At 71.7% G+C, this 17083-nt stretch carries 14 protein-coding genes; 7 read left to right on the plus strand and 7 right to left on the minus strand.

The annotated features are described in order from the left end of the window. Positions 1-174 precede the first annotated feature (174 nt). Together ACIBQX_RS10140 and ACIBQX_RS10145 are read left to right on the plus strand one after the other, a co-directional pair. On the plus strand, positions 175-879 hold the full coding sequence (locus ACIBQX_RS10140; RefSeq protein WP_397002678.1) for a PadR family transcriptional regulator: 705 nt from the start codon (positions 175-177) through the stop codon (positions 877-879). 56 nt (positions 880-935) lie between these two features. Then, positions 936-1454 carry a DUF1707 domain-containing protein gene (locus ACIBQX_RS10145; RefSeq protein ID WP_397002680.1) on the plus strand — a complete coding sequence of 173 codons (519 nt, stop codon included), beginning with the start codon at positions 936-938 and terminating at the stop codon, positions 1452-1454. Positions 1455-1457: 3 nt separating this feature from the next. On the opposite strand, the gene ACIBQX_RS10150 is transcribed toward ACIBQX_RS10145, so the two are convergent. The 5 genes from ACIBQX_RS10150 to ACIBQX_RS10170 all read right to left on the minus strand — a co-directional run bounded on the left by ACIBQX_RS10150 (position 1458) and on the right by ACIBQX_RS10170 (position 7973). Beyond that, positions 1458-2858 (minus strand): sugar porter family MFS transporter, encoded by a 1401-nt coding sequence (locus tag ACIBQX_RS10150; protein ID WP_397002682.1) that lies wholly within the window; start codon positions 2856-2858, stop codon positions 1458-1460. A gap of 69 nt (positions 2859-2927) precedes the next feature. Next, complete coding sequence (locus ACIBQX_RS10155) at positions 2928-3050, minus strand: hypothetical protein (protein ID WP_397002684.1); 123 nt, start codon at positions 3048-3050, stop codon at positions 2928-2930. After that, entirely contained in the window at positions 3047-5500 is a 2454-nt protein-coding gene (locus tag ACIBQX_RS10160) for a polynucleotide kinase-phosphatase (RefSeq protein WP_397002686.1), read from the minus strand. Before ACIBQX_RS10160 ends, ACIBQX_RS10155 begins: the two co-directional genes overlap by 4 nt. Then, complete coding sequence (locus ACIBQX_RS10165; RefSeq protein ID WP_397002688.1) at positions 5493-7010, minus strand: 3' terminal RNA ribose 2'-O-methyltransferase Hen1; 1518 nt, start codon at positions 7008-7010, stop codon at positions 5493-5495. Before ACIBQX_RS10165 ends, ACIBQX_RS10160 begins: the two co-directional genes overlap by 8 nt. Positions 7011-7058: 48 nt before the next feature. Then, positions 7059-7973, minus strand: coding sequence for an LLM class F420-dependent oxidoreductase (locus ACIBQX_RS10170; protein WP_397002690.1), 915 nt, complete (start codon positions 7971-7973; stop codon positions 7059-7061). A gap of 118 nt (positions 7974-8091) precedes the next feature. On the opposite strand from ACIBQX_RS10170, the gene ACIBQX_RS10175 reads away from it, so the two are divergent. Genes ACIBQX_RS10175 through ACIBQX_RS10190 form a run of 4 tightly spaced genes read left to right on the plus strand, consistent with a single transcriptional unit; the run spans position 8092 to position 11998 of the window. After that, positions 8092-9147 (plus strand): hypothetical protein, encoded by a 1056-nt coding sequence (locus tag ACIBQX_RS10175; protein ID WP_397002692.1) that lies wholly within the window; start codon positions 8092-8094, stop codon positions 9145-9147. Positions 9148-9159: 12 nt separating this feature from the next. Continuing rightward, positions 9160-10302, plus strand: coding sequence for a sensor histidine kinase (locus tag ACIBQX_RS10180; RefSeq protein ID WP_397002694.1), 1143 nt, complete (start codon positions 9160-9162; stop codon positions 10300-10302). Next, the gene (locus tag ACIBQX_RS10185; protein ID WP_397002696.1) at positions 10299-11402 is read left to right on the plus strand and encodes a sensor histidine kinase; all 1104 of its coding nucleotides are present in this window, start codon (positions 10299-10301) and stop codon (positions 11400-11402) included. Before ACIBQX_RS10180 ends, ACIBQX_RS10185 begins: the two co-directional genes overlap by 4 nt. Then, positions 11399-11998: a DNA-binding response regulator gene (locus ACIBQX_RS10190; RefSeq protein WP_397002698.1), complete on the plus strand. Its 600-nt coding sequence runs from the start codon at positions 11399-11401 to the stop codon at positions 11996-11998. Before ACIBQX_RS10185 ends, ACIBQX_RS10190 begins: the two co-directional genes overlap by 4 nt. 19 nt (positions 11999-12017) lie before the next feature. On the opposite strand, the gene ACIBQX_RS10195 is transcribed toward ACIBQX_RS10190, so the two are convergent. Continuing rightward, positions 12018-13268: a class I SAM-dependent RNA methyltransferase gene (locus tag ACIBQX_RS10195; protein WP_397002700.1), complete on the minus strand. Its 1251-nt coding sequence runs from the start codon at positions 13266-13268 to the stop codon at positions 12018-12020. Positions 13269-13333: 65 nt separating this feature from the next. On the opposite strand from ACIBQX_RS10195, the gene ACIBQX_RS10200 reads away from it, so the two are divergent. Further along, positions 13334-14974 (plus strand): alpha/beta hydrolase, encoded by a 1641-nt coding sequence (locus ACIBQX_RS10200; RefSeq protein WP_397002702.1) that lies wholly within the window; start codon positions 13334-13336, stop codon positions 14972-14974. On the opposite strand, the gene ACIBQX_RS10205 is transcribed toward ACIBQX_RS10200, so the two are convergent. Then, positions 14961-17006 (minus strand): APC family permease, encoded by a 2046-nt coding sequence (locus ACIBQX_RS10205; RefSeq protein WP_397002704.1) that lies wholly within the window; start codon positions 17004-17006, stop codon positions 14961-14963. The genes ACIBQX_RS10200 and ACIBQX_RS10205 overlap by 14 nt on opposite strands. Positions 17007-17083 lie beyond the last annotated feature (77 nt).

Raw genomic sequence — 17083 nt, forward strand, 5'->3', positions numbered from 1 at the left:
CCCTGCCGACGCGGAACGACCTCGTCTGCTCTGAACAACGAGCCCTCCCCCTCTCCTGTTCCCGGATTTCTGAAGTTTTTGGTGATCTGTCTCACTTGCCGGAGCGCATTGTCAACGACATGCCAAAGATATATCTTTGAAGAGTCGAGAACAGTCGCAGGAAGGAACCCTCACATGACATCCGCACAAGCCGCGGGCCAGCCCTGGCCCGACGCACACGAGTTCAAGAAGGCCGCCCGGGAGGCGTTCAAGGCCGTGGCCGACGCCTTCGAGCAGGGACACCAGCACCATCACGGCGGCCCGCGCGAGCACCGGCACCGCGGCAGGCGCGGGCCCGGCCAGTTCCCGTTCGACTTCGGGCGAGGCCCCTGGGGTCCCGGACCGTTCGGCGGGCACCGCGGCTGGGGCGGCAGGCCCCGCAAGGCCAAGCGGGGCGACGTACGCGCCGCGATCCTGGCGCTGCTGGCCGAGGAGCCGCGCAACGGCTACCAGATCATCCAGGAGATCGCCGAGCGCAGCGAAGGCGGCTGGAAGCCCAGCCCTGGCGCCGTCTACCCGGCGTTGCAGCAGCTCACCGACGAGGGCCTGGTCATCTCCGTCGAGAACGAGGGCCGCAAGACGTTCCGTCTCACCGAGTCCGGCCAGGCCTACATCGACGCGCACGCCGACGAGGTCAGCGCCCCCTGGGACGAGATGCGGCCGGACATCGACGACAACACGGCGGACCTGTGGGACACCGCCAGGCAGTCCGCGTTCGCGATGATGCAGATTCTTCAGACCGGAAGTGACGCACAAATCCGCGAAGCGCGTAAGACTCTGGGAGAGACCCGGCGCAAGCTCTACCAGATCCTGGCCGACGGCGACCCGGGCGAGGAGTGACCACCATGACCGGTGCCGCACCGGCGGGCGGGCTCGCAGAGAGGAATCGATCCGGCATGGACCAACACGATCTCCGCATCGGCGACGCCGAGCGGGAGCAGACCATGGCCGCCCTGCGCGAGCACTTCGCCGCGGGGCGCCTGACCCACGAGGAGCTCGACGAGCGCCTGGACCAGTCCCTGGCCGCGCGCACCGCCCGCGACCTGGCCCAGGTGACGGCCGACCTGCCGGGCAGCCAGGTCCCCGGCTACAGCGCGCCCGGCTACAGCGCGCCTGGTTACCGCGAGCCCGCCACGCGGCACGACGTGGACGACTGGCGGGAGGCGATGCGCGCCCATCGCAAGCAGATGCGGGAGATGCGTCACCATCGCTGGGAGACGCACCACCGCGGCCGGCCGGGTTCCCCCTGGCGCGGCCGCCGCGGCCCCGGCCCGATCCTGCCGTTCCTGCTCATCCTGGCGATGGTGGGGCTGATCTTCGGCGGGGCCGGCATGCTCAAGGTGCTGTTCTTCGTCTGGATCGCCGGCATGATCTTCGCCTTCGCCAGCCGGCGCTTCCACCACCACCGGGACTGAGCCTCACCCCATCTCTTCGAGCCGGCGGCCCTTGGTCTCCTTGAGCCACCTGGCCACGAAGAGGAAGGAGAGCACGGCGAAGAGCGCGTACATGGCGTAGGTGAGCGGGAGGTTCCACTCCGACAGCGCCGGGAAGGTCACCGTGATCAGCCAGTTCGCCACCCACTGAGCCGCCGCCGCGACGCCCAGGGCGGCGGCTCGGATCCGGTTCGGGAACATCTCCCCCAGCAGCACCCAGACCACCACGCCCCAGGACAACGCGAAGAACAGCACGAACGTGTTGGCGGCGATCAGCGCGGCCGCGCCCTGCGCACCGGGCAGCGAGACCTGCCCGTCGACGGTCCTGGCGAAGCTGAAGGCGAAGGCGGCGGTGGCCAGCGAGATCGCCATCCCGGCGGAGCCGATGAGCAGCAGGGGCTTCCGGCCGATCTTGTCGACCAGGGAGATGGCGATGAAGGTGCCGATGATGTTGATGACCGAGCTGGAGAAGCTGATCAGCAGGGAGTCGGCCTGGTTGATGCCCACCGACTGCCACAGCACCGACGAGTAGTAGAAGATCACGTTGATGCCGACGAACTGCTGGAAGACCGACAGGACGATGCCGATCCAGACGATCGGCAGCAATCCCAGCGCGGGGCCGCGCAGGTCCTTCAGCGTCGGCCGGTCCTCGGTCCTGAGCACCTGCTTGATCTCCCGCACCCGGGCGTCGAGGTCGACGTCCGCGTTCTCGACCTCGCCCAGCACCTTACGGGCCTCCTCCTGCTGCCCGGCCATGACGAGGTAGCGGGGCGACTCGGGGATGATCGAGGCCAGCAGGAGGAAGAGCAGGGCCGGTACGACGCACGCGCCCAGCATCCACTGCCACGCCTCCAGCCCCCACAGCACGTTGTTCACGTCACCGTCCGCCACCCTGACGAGCACGTAGTTGACCAACTGGGAGCAGGCGATGCCGAGCACGATCGCCAGCTGCTGGAACGAGCCCAGCCGGCCGCGGTAGGCGGCGGGCGCCACCTCGGCGATGTAGGCGGGACCGAGCACGGACGCCATCCCGATCGCGAACCCGGCCAGGAGCCGCCACAGGGTCAGGTCCCAGACGGCGAACGGGAGCATCTGCCCGATCGAGCTGACGGCGAACAGGATCGCCGCAGCCTGCATCGACCTGGTCCGCCCCCAGCGGTCGGCGAGCCCGCCCCCGGTCCACGCGCCCAGGGCCGAGCCGAGCAGCGCGATGGCGACCACCACGCCGATCTCCACCGGCCCCACCTGGAAATGGCGCTGGATGCCGACCACGGCGCCGTTGATGACCGAACTGTCGTAACCGAACAGGAATCCGCCCATGGCCGCCGCGCCCGCGATGAAGACGACGTGGCGCAGATTCTGCTGGCGCACATGATCAGTAGCCATGCCGATCCCTTCCCCAGAGAAAGGGACCTACCCATCGATACTGTGCGTAGTTCTCCGATTACCCCGATTTCAGCGGGTAAGCCAGAAGACGGCGACGACCACGGCCGCCACCGCCAGCGCCAGTCCGTAAAGGAGCAGGGCCCTGGCGAGGCGGCGGCGGAGGTATCCGGGGCGGTGCCGGCCGGCGGTCACAGGCGCGGGTCCACGGGCTCGGACTCCAGCGCGAGCACCCCGAAGACCGGCTCGTGCACCCGCCAGCCCGCCTCCCCCTCGGCCAGCCGCGACAGCGCCTCCAGCCCGAGCGCGTGCTCGCGCAGCGCCAGCGAGCGCTTCTTGCCGAGGAAACGCCTGCGCAACACGTCCAGCGACTCGGTGTAGTCGGGGCCGTAGATGATGCGCAGATACTCCCGGCCCCTGACCTTGACGCCCGGCTGGACCCGCCCGCCCACGTGCGCGGCGGGCTTGACCACCATGCCCTCGCCGCCCTGCGCGGTCATGGACTCCCACCACGCCACCGCCTCGGCCCGCGACCGCTCGGAGTCCAGGGAGACGACGACGTGCCGGGTCTGCGTGATCATGGGCGAGTCGAGCAGCGCCAGCGTCTCCAGGTGCCAGGCGTGCGGCTCCAGCGCCGTCGCCCTGCCCTCGCACGCCAGGATCTGGAACGGCGCCAGCCGCACCCCGTCCAGGCCGTCGACGGGCCAGCAGTAACGCGCGTACGCGTCCCGGAACAGGGCGGCGTTGCCGGCCCGCTGCCGGGTGCGCGCCAGCAGCCCGCCCACGTCCAGCCCACGACCGGCCGCCGCCTCCAGCGCTGACACCGCCTCGGGCAGCGCGGCCCGCGCGGCGGCCCCGACGGAGGCGTACTGGCTCTTGATCAGCTCGCCCGCCTTGGCCGACCAGGGCAGCAGCTCGCAGTCGAGCACCACCCAGTCGGAGTCGAGCGCCTCCCACAGCGGCTCGCACGCCTCCCGCAGCCGCTCGACGAGCGGCCGCATGTCGGTGAAGAACGGCCGGCCGGTGCGCGTGTAGACCGCGCCGCCGCCGGCGACGCCGAAGCGCTTCACCGCCGCCTGGGGAGTCCTGGCGAGTACGGCCACCGCCCGCGAGCCCATGTGCTTCTCCTCGCACACCACCTCGGTGACCCCGGCGGCAGCGAACTCCGCGAACGCCTCGTCCGGGTGCTCCAGGTAGCCGTCGAGCGTGGACGTCTGGGCCGGGGCCATGGTCGGCGGCAGGTACACCAGCCAGCGCGGGTCCACCGCGAACCGGCTCATGACCTCCAGCGCGGCGGCCGCGTTCTCCTCGCGCACCTTGATCCGCCCGGCGAACCTGGTCTCGATGTGCCGGGTGCCGCGTACGTCGCCGATGTCCAGGAGGGCCGGATCACGGCTCGGACCGGCCAACGGCTTGACGGACTCGTACCAGACCTTCTCCGCTGGCACCTGGACGAGCTCCCGCTCGGGGTAGCGCAGCGCGGTCAGGCTGCCGCCGAAGACGCAGCCGGTGTCGAGGCAGATCGTGTTGTTGACCCACTCGGGCCGGGTGGTGGGCGTGTGGCCGTAGACGACCATGGCCCGGCCGCGGTACTCCTCGGCCCACGGGTAGCGGACCGGCAGGCCGTACTCGTCGGTCTCGCCGGTGGTGTCGCCGTACAGCGCGAACGCGCGGACCCTGCCGGACGCGCGGCCGTGGTAGGCCTCCTTGAGCCCGGCGTGCGCGACCACGAGCCGCCCGCCGTCGAGCACGTAGTGGCTGATCAGGCCGTCCATGAAGGCGTGGGCCCGGGCGACGAACTCCGGCGGCTCGGCGGCGAGCTGGTCGAGCGACTCGCGCAGGCCGTGCGCGACCGTGACCTTGCGGCCCTGCAGGGCACGGGCCAGCTTGGCCTCGTGGTTGCCCGCCACGCAGATCGCCGTGCCGGCCGCCACCATGCTCATGACCAGCCGCAGCACGCCGGGCGAGTCGGGGCCGCGGTCGACCAGGTCGCCGACGAACACGGCCGTGCGGCCCTCGGGGTGGGAGATGCCCTCCCAGCCGAGCCGGGCGAGCAGCGTCTCCAGCTCCGCGCGGCAGCCGTGGACGTCGCCGATGATGTCGAACGGGCCGGTGAGCTCGCGCTTGTCCGTCCACCCCTTCTCGTACGTGATCTCCGCGCCGTCGATCTCCTCCACGCCGCGCAGGACGTGCACCTTCCTGAAGCCGTCGCGGGAGATCTTGCCGAGCGAGCGGCGCAGCTCCTTGCGCTGGCGGATCACCACCCGGGCGCCGAAGTCGCGGTCGGGGCGGGTCGAGTTGCGCTCGACGGCCACCTCCTCCGGCACGTCCAGGACGATCGCCTCGGCCAGCACGTCGTGCTTCTTGGCCAGGTCGATGAGGCTCTTGCGGGCGGCGTACTGCACGTTGGTGGCGTCGACCACGGTGAGCAGGCCCCGGGACAGGCGCACGCCGACGATGTGGTGGAGCAGGTCGAACGCCGCCGGGGTGGCCGCCTGGTCGTTCTCGTCGTCGGCGACCAGGCCGCGGCAGAAGTCCGACGAGATGATCTGCGTCGGCTTGAAGTGCCTGGCGGCGAACGTCGACTTGCCGCTGCCGGAGACGCCGACGAGGACCACGAGGGAGAGCTCGGGGATGCTAATCACGGGCGAACACTCCCATCTGGGTGGGCGGGCCGAGGTCGGGATCGGGTTCGCCCACGGGCTTGACGGTGACACGGTAGCCGTACCGACCGGCCACCCGGGCGGCCCAGGCCTCGAACTCGGCGCGGGTCCACTCGAACCGGTGGTCGGGGTGGCGCAGTCCCGTCAGGAACTCGTAGCGGACGTTGTACTCGATGTTCGGTGTGGTCACCAGCACGTGTCCGGGCCTGGCGTGCCCGAACACGACCTGCTCGAGCGCGGCCAGCCGGGGCGGGTCGACGTGCTCGACTACCTCCATGAGCACGGCCGCGTCGTAGCCGGACAGGCGCTTGTCGGTGTAGGTGAGCGCGCCCTGGAAGAGGGTGAGCCTGTCCCGCTTGCTGTCGGGCATCCGGTCCAGCTTGAGCTTGCGGGCGGCGATGGTGAGCGCCATCGACGAGACGTCCATCCCGGCCACGCGGGCGAACCTCGGCCTGGCCAGCAGCGCGCCGACCAGCTCGCCCTGCCCGCAGCCCAGGTCGATCACGCTGGTCGCGCCGAGCTCCTCCAGGGTCTCCAGTACGGCGATCCGCCGCTGCAGGTTGAGCGACTTCCGCTTCCCCACCCCAGCACCCTCGCCCCCAGCGGCCTCCGCCTCGGCGGTCTCCGCCTCGGCGGTCTCCGGCTCGGCGGTCTCCGCGTGGGCTTCGGCCTCGGCCGCCGCAGCCTCGTCGGCGGCCGTCTCCTCCGCCGCGGCCTCCTCCGACACCGCGGGCGCCAGCCGCTCGTCGGGCTCGTCGCCCAGCTCGGCCAGCCGGGCCAGCGCGGTGCGCGCCATCGCCCAGCGGCGGCCGAGGTAACGCCGGGTGATCATGGTGCGCTCCGGGTGGTCGCGCAACCAGCCCCCACCGGCCCGGATCAGCTTGTCGATCTCGTCGGAGGCGATCCAGTAGTGCTTGCCGTCGTCGAGCACCGGCAGCAGCACGTACAGGTGGTTGAGCGCGTCGGCGAGCCGTACGGTGCCGCTCAGCGCAAGCCGGACATAGCGCGACTCGCCCCATTCGGGAAAGCCCTCGTCGAGCAGCACCGGCTGCGCCTCGACCCGCCAGCCGAGCGGCGCGAACAGCCGCTCGGCCAGCTCGGGCCCGCCCCGGCAGGGCAGCGCGGGCAGCCGGATCTCCAGCGGCAGCGGCGTGTCGGCCAGCTCCTGCCGGGAGGCGCACCGCCCGGCCCGCGCGGTCCTGAACACGTCGGCCAGCGCCACCGCCAGCAGGGAGGAGGCGGCGTAGGGCCGGTCGTTCACGTACTGCGAGAGGCTGAAGTCGGGCGAGCCCTTGCCCCGCGACCTGGCCAGCGCGACCGGGTCGATGTCCAGCAGCAGCGCCGCTGTGCAGCGCTCTTCGCCGGCTTCGGGATAGAAGACGGTGGCCTCGCCGAACGACTGCCCGAACCGCTGCACCTTGTCCGGATGTTTGTGCAGCAGGAAACCCAGGTCGGTGGCGGGCCGGGCAGTCGTGGAGATCGTCAAGAGCACCGCCCAAGTCTGCCCCAGGCGAGCAAAGGGACGCCATCCGATATGTCACTACACGTGCGGGAGCACCTCCGCGGCGATCAGCTCCAGGTGGTCGAGGTCCGACAGGTCCATCACCTGGAGGTAGACGTGCTCGGCGCCCAGCTCGGCGAGCCGGCCGAGCTTCTCCAGCACCTCGGCGGGGCTGCCGGCGAGCCCGTTCTCGCGCAGTTCGGCCAGATCGGTGCCGATGGCGGCCGCGCGCCGGTCGAGTTCCGCCTGGTCACGGCCGACGCAGACGGTCTGCGCCGCCGACAGCCTGACGGCGCGGCCGATCTCCTCGGCCGCCTGCCGTACCCGGCCGAAGGCCTCACCGGTGGTGTCGAGCGTGCGGAACGGCACGTTGTACTCGTCGGCGAAGGCCGCGGCGAGCCGGGGCGTGCGCCTGGCGCCGACGCCGCCGATGATGATCGGCGGATTGGGCCGCTGGACCGGCTTGGGCAGCGCGGGCGAGTCGACGAGCCGGTAGTAGCGGCCGTCGTAGGAGAACGACTTCTCCGCCGTCCAGAGCCCCTTGACGATCTCGATCTGCTCCTCGAAGCGGCCGAACCGCTCCCCGGACGGCGGGAAGGGGATGCCGTAGGCGGCGTGCTCGCCGTCGAACCAGCCCGCGCCGATGCCCAGCTCGACCCGGCCGCCGCTCATCTGGTCCACCTGGGCGACGCTGATCGCCAACGGGCCCGGCAGCCGGAAGGTGGCCGGGCTCACCAGGGTGCCCAGCCTGATCGTGGACGTCTCCCTGGCCAGCCCGGCCAGGGTGATCCAGGCGTCGGTGGAGCCGGGACCCGGGTCGCCCTCCCCGATGCGCTGGTAGTGATCGGACCGGAAGAACGCGTCGAACCCCAGGCGCTCGGCGGCCTTGGCCACGACGAGGAGATCGTCGTAGGTGGCCCCCTGCTGGGGCTCGGTGAAGAGCCTCAATTTCATGACGCCATTATCCGCTCATAACGGACGCCATCCGGAGATTGCCCCCGCGACACCGCGAACGCTTGCTAACGTCCTCTTCAAGCGCACTCTGTAGCCGTTCGAACACTCGGAGTGATTCATGTCGGCATCACGGCGCAAGGGCCGTCCGGGCACGCTCCCGCGCCCTTTCGCGGTCCTGTTCGCGCTGGCCCTCGCCGGGGCGACCGCGGTGGCGATCACCCTGCTGCCCGCGCGGGCCACGCTCCAGCTCACCGTCCCCAGCCCGGCGCCGCCGTCGCCCGCGCCGTCACCGGCCCCGGCCCCGCTGCTGGGCCGGTCCACGTACGTCGGCTTCGTCGACACGGCGGCGGATCCGGGCTTCGACCTGCCGGCCGACGCGCGCCGCACCGGCGTGCGCTGGTACGCCCTCGGCCACCTGGTGGCGGGCCCGGACGGCTGCACCTCGCGGTGGGCCGGGCGGCTCGACTTCGGCCACGACCCGGTGGCCAACCGGATCGGCCGCCTGCGCGCCGCGGGCGCCGACGCCGGACTGATCTTCGGCGGTCCCGACGGCGGGGAGCCCGCGGCCACCTGCACCAGGCCGGGCGCCCTCGCCGCCGCCTACCGCCGCGTCGTGGGCGCCTTCGACGCCGGCTACATCGACTTCGACCTGCGTACCAAGAGTGCGGATCACACGGCGACGGCGGTCCGGCGGGCGCGGGCCATCAGGGCGATGCAGCAGGAGCGGCGGCTCCGGGTCAGTTTCACCCTGCCGCTGCGGCCGTACGGGCTCGCCACCCGCGACCTGGACACGCTGCGCCTCACCCGCGAGGCGGGAGCCGACATCGGGGCCGTCAACCTGCTGGCCGACATCGAGCCGCACGGCGCTCCCGAGGGGAGGATGCAGCGGATCGCGGTGGCCCTGCACGCGGCGCGCACCCAGCTCGCGCGGGTGCACGACCTGGCCGATCCCAACCACGCCTGGGGGCGGCTGGCGCTGACCTGCGTACTGAAGGATCGGGACGACCTGAGCGAGACCGACGCCCGCAAGCTGGCGGCCTTCGCCGACCGTTACGGGCTGGCCTGGCTGTCCGCGCGGGGGGCGGACCCCGAGCCCGGCGTCACGCGGATTCTGTGGCGCATGCCCGACCGAACTATAGGATTTCCTGAGGAAGGGCGGCTTTTGATCCGTTAGGGGGATGCCGGGGTGGCCACGAGGCCGGAGACGGCGAAGAAGATCCTTCTGCGCTGGATGTACGGCTCGATGGCCTTGTTCGGATTCTTCCTTGCGGGATTCGTCATCACCGCCACCATGCAGGGCCTCGTCTCCCCGCCCGTCATGCTCACCGTCCTGGTCTGCCTGGCGAGCGTGCTGGTGCTCTACTGCCTCATCCTCAGAGACGCCTTCGACGACCGGCCGCTCCCTGTGCTGAAGCTGACCACGGGCGCCCTGCTCGCGGCGGCCCTGCTGCCGCTGCAGGCGCTGCACCCGCCCACCGACACCGGGAACTGGGAGACGATCGTCTTCGCCTGGCTCGCCTCGGCCGCGCTGTACCTGCCGCTCTGGTCGATCCTCGCCATCGGCGCCGCCCTCACCGCCGCGCTCACCGTCTATGTCTCGGCCGCGACCGACTTATCGTGGCAGGGCGCGCTGACGACCTACGCCCTCAGCGCCCTGCTGTGGCCCGGGGCGACGTGGGTCTGGTGCTGGCTGTGGCGGACCATCAGAGACGCGCATGACAGCCAGGCGGCCAAGGCCAGGCTCGCCGTGTCGGAGGAGCGGCTGCGCTTCGCCCGCGACCTGCACGACCTGCTCGGCCACAGCCTCTCGGTCATCACCCTCAAGAGCGAGCTGTCGGCCAAGATGGCCACCAAGGACGCCGCCAGGGCCGCGGCCGAGATGTCGGAGGTGCGGCGCCTGGCCGGGGAGTCACTGGCGGAGGTGCAGGTGGCCGTGGACGGCTATCGCTCGCTCGACCTGGACGAGGAGCTGACCGGGGTGCGCGCCGCGCTGGAGGCGGCCGGCGCCCGCTGCACGATCGAGGCCAGGACCGACAAGCTGTCACCCCCCGCCCGTACGCTGCTCGCCTGGGCGGTCCGGGAGGGGGCGACCAACGTGCTGAAGCACAGCCGGGCGACGCGGTGCTCGATCACGATCGACGGCGGGGTGCTGGAGATGCGCAACGACGGCGTGCAGGCGCCGGCCGCCGACACAGGCAATGAACCAAGCAGCGACACGGGCAGCGGCCTGCGCGGGCTCGCCGAGCGGATGGCCACCGCGGGTGGCTCGTTCTCCGCCGCGTCCACGCCGGCCGGGGAGTTCGTGCTGCGAGCCGAGGTGCGGGCATGACGAAGGCCGCCAAGCTCAAGGCCACCAAGCTCGACAAGGTCCGTTGGCTCCTCCTGTACACCTCCGACCTGGCGCTTCTGCTGGGCCTGTTCGGCGTCCTCGACGTCTACTACCGCTGGCTGATGGGGCTCCCGGCGCCGGTGGCCGTCATCGCCGTCGCGTTCGTCCTCAGCGTGATCGTGCTGGCCTCCCGATCGATCAGGATCGCCGTCAGAGGCGGGCCCCGGCCCACCGGGATGCTGGCGGTCGCCGGGACGATGGTCCTGCTGCTGGCCGTGTTCCCGATCCTGTTCGTGATGCCGGTGTGGCTGGCGATGGCAACGCCCTTCATCCGCAGGCGCACCCTGCTGCTGCTGGCCCTCGCCTCCGTCGCGTTCGTCACCGCGTACGAAACACTGGTCAACGGCTTCAACCTGCCGGTGCTCCTCCTGCAGGTCGTGTTCACCCTGATCGTCGTCGGTGGCGTGCTGGCCAACCTGTGGCTGTGGCGGATCGCCAGAGAGGCGCACGAAGGGGAGGAGGCCAAGGCGCTGCTGGCCGTGTCGGAGGAGCGGCTGCGCTTCGCCCGCGACCTCAACGACCTGCTCGGGCAGAGCCTGACCGACATCGCGGCCCGGACGGCGGGCGCCGAGCAGGCCCTGCGCGCCGACCCGGAGGCCGCGGCCCGCGAGATGTTCGAGGTCCGCGACCTGGCCAGGCAGACGCTCCGCGAGGTGCGCCAGACCGTGCAGAGCTACCGGGCGCTGGACCTCGGCGAAGTGCTCGCCAGCGTGCGTGCGGTGCTGGAGGCGGCCGACGTGCGCTGCACCGTGGACGCCGAGGCGGGCGAGCTGCCCGCCGAGACCCGTACCCTGCTCGCCACCGTGGTCCGCGAGGGAGCGACGAACGTGCTCAAGCACAGCAAGGCCGAGCACTGCACGATCACCATCAAGGAGGGGATCCTGGAGATGTCCAACGACGGCGTCAGCGGCCCGGCGGGCGAGCACGCCCCCAACGGCCTGGGCGGTCTGGCGCAGCGCGTCATCACCGCGGGCGGCGCGCTCTCCGCGGCGCCCACCCCCGAGGGCGCCTACGTGCTCCGGGTCGAGGTGCCGGCATGACGACCCGCGTGCTGCTGGCCGACGACGAGCACCTCATCCGTGGCGCGATCGCCGCGCTGCTCGACCTGGAGGACGGGATCGAGGTCGTCGCCCAGGTCGGCAGGGGCGACCAGATCCTGGCCGCGGTCGCCGAACACCGGCCGGACGTGGCCGTACTGGACATCGAGATGCCCGGCATGGACGGGCTCAGCGCCGCCGAGCAGATCAGCTCCCTGTGCAAGATCGTGATCCTGACCAGCCTGGGCCGTCCCGGTTATCTGCGCCGGGCGATGGCCGCGGGGGTGAGCGGGTTCCTCGGCAAGGACGCCTCGGCCGAGGAGCTGGCCATGGCGATCCGCAAGGTGCAGTCCGGCGGCCGCTATCTGGACGCCGAGCTGGCCGCCGCCGCCATGGCGGCGGGCGACAGCCCGCTCACCGACCGCGAGCGGGACGCGCTGCGGCTGGCGGGCGACGGCCACACGATCGCCAGGATCGCCGCCGACCTGCACCTCACCGAGGGCACCGTACGCAACTATCTGTCGAGCGCGATGACCAAGCTGAACGCCCAGAACCGCCTGGAGGCCATCCGCACCGCCCAGCGCATGGGCTGGCTCTAGGCACGGGTGAGCCCCATGTCTAGGCGCGGGTGAGCAGCGCCACGCACTCCACGTGGTGGGTCATCGGGAAGGCGTCGAAGGCCCGCAGGTCCGTCAGCGGGTAGCCGCGCTCGGCCAGCCAGGCCAGGTCGCGGGCCAGGGTGGCCGGGTCGCAGGAGACGTACACGATCCGCTGCGGGGTGAGCGAGGCGATCCGGTCCACCACGTCACGGCCGAGCCCTGTCCGGGGCGGGTCCACCACCACGAGGTCGGCGCGTTCGATCTGGAAGCGGTCGAGCGCCTCCTCCACCCGTCCTCGCTCCACCCGCGCCTGCGGCAGGTCGCGCAGGTTGGCGCGGGCGTCGCGGACGGCCGCGGACTCCGACTCCAGCCCGAACACCGCGCCCTCGGGCCCCACGCCCTCGGCCAGCCCGGCGGCGAACAGGCCGACGCCGCAGTAGAGGTCGAGGGCCCACTCCCCCGGCTCGGGCGCGGCGTAGGTCAGCACGGCGTCCAGGAGGGTCTCGGCGGCGCCGGGATGCACCTGCCAGAAGCCGCTGCCGGCCACCCGGAACTCGCGGTCGCCCACCCGCTCGCGCAGCACGCCCGAGCCACGCCTCGGGACGGTACGGCCCTTGCCCTGGTCGAGCAGGATGGAGGCGTCCGCGTCGAGATCGGGGACGGCCACGCTACGGCGGGGCCGCGGCGCGACCACGACGGCCCGGTCGCCGCCGGCCGAGGCGATCACCTCGACCGCGACGGCTCCCGGCCACTCGTGCCCCTCGGCGCCGACGGCCTCCACCTCGGGGTGCGCGATCAGGCAGGCGTCGATCGGCTGGATGTCGTGCGAGCGGTGCTTGCGCAGGCCGAGCCGGCCGTCGGGGAGTGCGGCGAACTGGACGCGGGTGCGCCAGCCGAGCCCGTCCTTGGCGCCCGGCACCTCCTCGACGACGACCTCCCGCTCGACGCGGGCCAGCCGGCGCAGCTGCTCGGCGACCACCTCGCCCTTGAGCCGGCGCTGAGCCTCCAGGGTGGCGTGCTGCCAGTCACAGCCGCCGCACCGCCCCGGGCCCGCGTAGGGGCAGGGCGGGACCACGCGGTCGGGGGACGCTTCGAGGATCTCCACGGCGTCGGCCCTGAGGAAGCGGGTGGTCTCCTCGGTCACCTCGACCCTGACCCGCTCCCCCGGCAGGGCGTGCCGGACGAAGACCACGCGCCCTTCGTGGCGTGCCACACACCAGCCGCCATGGGCGACCGGACCTACTGTCAGCTCGAGAGATACCTGTTCCACAGAGACACCCTATGCCCTGACCTGCCCGGCTACTTTCCCCGATCGATCGACTACCCTGAGTGATCGTGGACAGGGGTCGGGTGGTGCGGCGGGGGCTCGGTTTCGGGGGGACGCTGCTGGCCACACTGTTCTTCTGCGCCTCGCTGACGCCGTCGCTGCTCCCGCGCACCTGGCTCTACCAGGGGCTGATGGGCGGGATCACCGCGCTGCTCGGCTACGCGCTGGGCGCCGTCGCCGGGGCGGGCTGCCGGGCGCTGCTGCGGGGGCGCCTGCCGGCGTCACGGTGGCGGCGGACGGCCTGGCGGGTCATGCTCGCCGGCTGCGCGATCCTGACGGCGGCGGCGCTGTGGTACAGCTTCGACTGGCAGCGCGACCTGCGCTCGCTGATGGGCATGGACCCCGCCATCAGCTGGTCCGCGCCGGTCATCCTCGCCGTGGCCGTCGCGTTCTTCACCGCCTTCCTGCTGGTCGCCCGGCTGATCCGGCTGGGCGCGCGCAAGCTCGTCGCCTGGCTGGGCCTGTTCGTGCCCTCCTATGTCGGCCACGTCATCGGGGTGCTGCTCGTCGCCTTCCTGGTCGCGGTCTTCGCCAGCGACGTGCTGTTCTCCGGGTTCGTCACCACCATCAGCGACGTGTCGTCGGTGGCCAACTCCGGCACCCAGCCCGGTGTGCGGCGCCCGACGTCCGCCACGCTGTCCGGCGGGCCGGGGTCGCTGGTGAGCTGGGAGTCGCTGGGCAGGGAAGGCCGCACGTTCACCGGCACCGCCACCACGCCCGCCAGGCTGGCCGCGTTCTCCGGCGGCGGGGCGGTCGAGCCGATCAGGGTCTACATCGGCCTGGACGCCGCCTCCTCACCGCGTGACCAGGCCGCGCTGGCCGTGCGCGAGCTGGAGCGCACCGGCGCGTTCGAGCGGCCGGTGCTGGCCGTGCTCGGCACGACCGGCACCGGCTGGGTCGACCACGGCATCGCCGACACGCTGGAGTACATGTACAACGGCGACTCGGCCATGGTCGCGGTGCAGTACTCCTACCTGCCGAGCTGGGTGTCGTTCCTGGTCGACAGGGGCAAGGCCGCGAGGGCCGGGGTGGCGTTGTTCGAGGCGGTGCGCGCCAGGTGGGCGGCGCTGCCCGCCGATGACCGGCCCAGGCTGGTGATCTCCGGTGAGAGCCTGGGCTCCTTCGAGCTGGAGAACGCCTTCCGCGGCCTCGCCGACCTGGCGGCCAGGACCGACGGCGCGCTGTTCGTCGGCCCGCCCAACGCCAATCCCATCTGGCGGGCCCTCACCGACGGCCGCGACCCGGGCAGCCCGCTGTGGCGGCCCGTCTACGACTCGGGCCGGACCGTCCGCTTCGCGCAGCGGCCCGCCGACCTGTGGCGACCGCCGGGCCCGTGGCCGCATCCCCGCGTGGTCTATCTGCAGAACTCCTCCGACCCGGTCGTCTGGTGGTCGCCCGCGCTCGTCTACGACCGGCCCGGCTGGCTGGAGCCGCCCCGCGCGCCCGGCGTCAACCCGCAGATGAACTGGTTCCCGCTGGTGACGTTCTGGCAGGTCCTGGTCGACATGATCGCCGCACGGTCCGTCCCGCCCGGCCACGGCCACCGGTACGGCCCCAACATCGTGAACGGCTGGGTCGCGGTCGCCGCGCCGCAGGGCTGGAGCGAGGCCGACACCGCCAGGCTGCGCGCGCACATCAGCGCGTCCTGACGCCCCCGTCGCCGTCGCGCCCGTTGTTGCCCGACCGGCGTCCCCGGCCTGGGACGAGCGGCTCGCGGCGGCCCTGGAGCCGGTCGGAGGAGTGCAGCTGCCACGGCACGCTGGTCACCATCACGCCCGGCTTGAACAGCAGGCGCGCCTTGAGCCTGAACGCGCTCTGGTTGTGCAGCAGGTGCTCCCACCAGTGGCCGACGACGTACTCGGGAATGAAGACGGTCACCACGTCGCGCGGGGAGCGGCGGCGCAGGCTCTTGACGTAGTCGAGGATCGGCTGGGTGATCTCCCGGTACGGCGAGTCCAGCATCTTCAGCGGCACCTGGATGCCGCGCCGCTCCCACTCCTCCTGCAGCGCCCGCGCCTCCTTGCCCTCCACCCCCACGGTGATCGCCTCCAGCGTGGACGGCCGGGTGGCGCGGGCGTAGGCCAGGGCCCGCATCGTCGGCTTGTGGATCTTGGAGACCAGGACGATCGCGTGGTTGCGGGCGGGCAGCATCGACTCGTCGTACTCCTCGGTGAGCTCCAGCTCGGCCGCGACGTTGTCGTAGTGGCCCCGGATGGCCTTCATCATCAGGAACAAGATCGGCATGGCGATGCACACGATCCAGGCGCCGACGACGAACTTGGTGACCAGCACCACGATGAGCACCAGCCCGGTCATGACCGCGCCGAAGAAGTTGATCATGCGGGAGCGGTGCATCTGGTGGCGCGGCTTCAGATCCACCTCGGTCTTCAACCGGCGGGTCCAGTGGATCACCATGCCGGTCTGGCTGAGGGTGAAGGAGACGAAGACGCCGACGATGTAGAGGTTCAGCAGCCGGCTGACGTCCGCCTGGAAGCCCCACAGCAGCAGGCAGGCCGCCAGGGCCAGGATGATGATGCCGTTGGAGAAGGCCAGCCGGTCGCCGCGGGTGTGCAGCTGGCGGGGCAGGAAGCGGTCCTGGGCCAGGATGGAGGCGAGCACCGGGAAGCCGTTGAAGGCGGTGTTGGCCGCCAGGAACAGGATGAGCGCGGTGACCCCCGAGATGATCACGAACGGCATCGACCCGCCGCCGAAGACCGCGTCGGCCACCTGCGAGATGATCGGCTGCTGATGATAGTCGGGGCCGACGGGGGTGCCGTCCGCCCGCAGCAGGGCGGTGGCCGCCACGGAGGGCTCGGCCACCTTCACGCCGGAGGCCAGCCCCAGCGCGATGATGCCGCCGAACATGGTGATCGCGATCAGGCCCATCATGAGCAGCGTCGTGGCGGCGTTGCGGCTCCTGGGCTTGCGGAAGGCCGGCACGCCGTTGCTGATGGCCTCGACGCCGGTCAGCGCGGCGCAGCCGGTGGAGAAGGCGCGCAGGATGAGGAAGGCCGCGGCGAAGGCCGTCAGGTCGGTCTGCTCGGCCACGATGCCGAACTCGGCGCTGGGCGCGTGCAGCTGCTCGCCGAGGGCGACCGTCCGGAAGCCGCCGATGGCGATCATCCCGAGCACCGAGAACATGAACGCGTAGGTCGGGATGGCGAAGGCCCCGCCCGACTCGCGCAGGCCGCGCAGGTTGACCACGGTGAGCAGGATCACGATGCAGATGGCGACCGTGGGCTTGTGCTGGGCGACGAAGGGAATGGTGGCGCCGACGTAGTCGACGCCGTTGGCCACCGACACCGCGACGGTCAGCACGTAGTCGACCATCAGGGCGCTGGCCACGGTGAGGCCGGCGTTCTGCCCGAGGTTGGTGGTGGCGACCTCGTAGTCGCCGCCGCCGCTGGGGTAGGCGTGCACGTTCTGCCGGTAGGAGGCGACGACGGTGAGCATGACCACGACGACGGCGATCGCGATCCACGGGCTGTAGGCGTAGAAGGACACGCCCGCGAGGGACAGGATGACCAGGATCTCCTGCGGCGCGTAGGCCACCGACGAGAGCGCGTCGCTGGCGAAGACCGGCAGGGCGATGCGTTTGGGCAGCAGTTGCTCGTGAAGCTGGGCGCTGCGCAGCGCCCGCCCCACAAGCACACGTTTGAGGAGATCGGTTCCCTTCACCACGTAACGAGATGCTAGCCGTACGAAGTGCGACATCAGACGACGCGCTCCCCCGGCAAGCCATACTGGTGTCGAGCAAC

The organism is Nonomuraea sp. NPDC049714 (assembly GCF_044465295.1).
Lineage (GTDB): Bacteria > Actinomycetota > Actinomycetes > Streptosporangiales > Streptosporangiaceae > Nonomuraea.

Excerpts from the sequence above, each read along its gene's own strand:
- ACIBQX_RS10145 (WP_397002680.1), top strand. The coding sequence starts at position 936 with ATGGACCAACACGATCTCCGCATCGGCGACGCCGAGCGGGAGCAGACC.
- ACIBQX_RS10190 (WP_397002698.1), top strand. The coding sequence starts at position 11,399 with ATGACGACCCGCGTGCTGCTGGCCGACGACGAGCACCTCATCCGTGGC.
- ACIBQX_RS10140 (WP_397002678.1), top strand. The coding sequence starts at position 175 with ATGACATCCGCACAAGCCGCGGGCCAGCCCTGGCCCGACGCACACGAG.
- ACIBQX_RS10185 (WP_397002696.1), top strand. The coding sequence starts at position 10,299 with ATGACGAAGGCCGCCAAGCTCAAGGCCACCAAGCTCGACAAGGTCCGT.
- ACIBQX_RS10150 (WP_397002682.1), bottom strand. The coding sequence starts at position 2,858 with ATGGCTACTGATCATGTGCGCCAGCAGAATCTGCGCCACGTCGTCTTC.
- ACIBQX_RS10170 (WP_397002690.1), bottom strand. The coding sequence starts at position 7,973 with ATGAAATTGAGGCTCTTCACCGAGCCCCAGCAGGGGGCCACCTACGAC.
- ACIBQX_RS10175 (WP_397002692.1), top strand. The coding sequence starts at position 8,092 with ATGTCGGCATCACGGCGCAAGGGCCGTCCGGGCACGCTCCCGCGCCCT.